1 protein-coding gene is annotated in these 1,031 nt (G+C 66.1%); it reads right to left on the bottom strand.

Annotated features, from left to right (window positions below; translation table 11 throughout):
• On the bottom strand, window positions 1-1,031 hold a 1,031-nt coding region (locus tag BST12_RS29075), incomplete at both ends, for a polyketide synthase dehydratase domain-containing protein (RefSeq protein WP_211281406.1).

The following is a 1,031-nucleotide window of genomic DNA, read 5'->3' as shown; positions in this document are numbered from 1 at the left end:
CGCCCGCACCGCCCCCGCCCCCGCCGCATGCAACGACACCTGCTCCCAGGCAAATGGAACCGATATCTCCATGTCATCAACAGCCACCGCAACCGCATGCAACGCCGCATCGAACACCACCGGATGCAACCCAAACCCGCTTAAGTCAACCCCGGCGTCCTCGGGCACACCAACCTCAGCAAACAATTCCTCACCACGCCGCCACATCGACCTCAACCCACGAAACGCCCGCCCATACACATAACCTCGCCGCGCCAACCGCTCATAACCATCCGAAATATCAACACTGACCGTCCCCTCCGGCGGCCACACCGACAAATCCGCCGCCGGCCCTGCGACCCCACCAGCCCCAAGCCTCCCCTCCGCATGCAACACCCAGTCCGATTCAGCCTCGCCGCCACGTGAATACACCGACACCGGGCGCCCACCAAACTCGCCGACCCCACCCACCACTACCTGAATCCGCACCTGGTCGTGGTCGGGCACCACCAGCGGCGCACCCAAGGTCAGCTCCTCGATAACCCCGCACCCCACCTCATCACCAGCACGAATCACCAACTCCACAAACCCGGTCCCGGGAAACAGCACCACCCCACCCACCACATGATCGGTTAGCCATGGTTGCTCAACCACCGACAACCGGCCCGTCAACACCACCCCGCCAGACTCAGGCTGTGCGACCACCGCACCCAGCAACGGATGCCCGGCCCCATCCAGGCCCGCCGATGCCACATTCCCCACCGGCGTCCCCGACAGCCAGTACCGCTGGTGCTGGAAGGCATATGTCGGCAATTGCACCCGCTGGGGGCGCCAGGGCGCGAATACTGCGGCCCAGTCCACCGTGACCCCGGCGACGTGGGCCTCGGCGAGCGAGGTGACAAAGCGCGGCCAATCGCCTTCGTCGCGGCGCAGTGACCCCAACACCGCCACCGCGTCCGCGCCGCTGGCTTCGACCGTTTCGGTCATCGCCACCGCCAACACCGGATGCGGACCCATCTCGATCAACGCCCGACACCCCTGCGCGATCAGCA

Origin of the sequence: Mycobacterium angelicum (assembly GCF_002086155.1) — a bacterium.
Taxonomy (GTDB): Bacteria; Actinomycetota; Actinomycetes; order Mycobacteriales; family Mycobacteriaceae; genus Mycobacterium; species Mycobacterium angelicum.
Note: the sequence above shows the minus strand (reverse complement) of the source record. Positions and strands in the feature narration are given on the sequence as shown.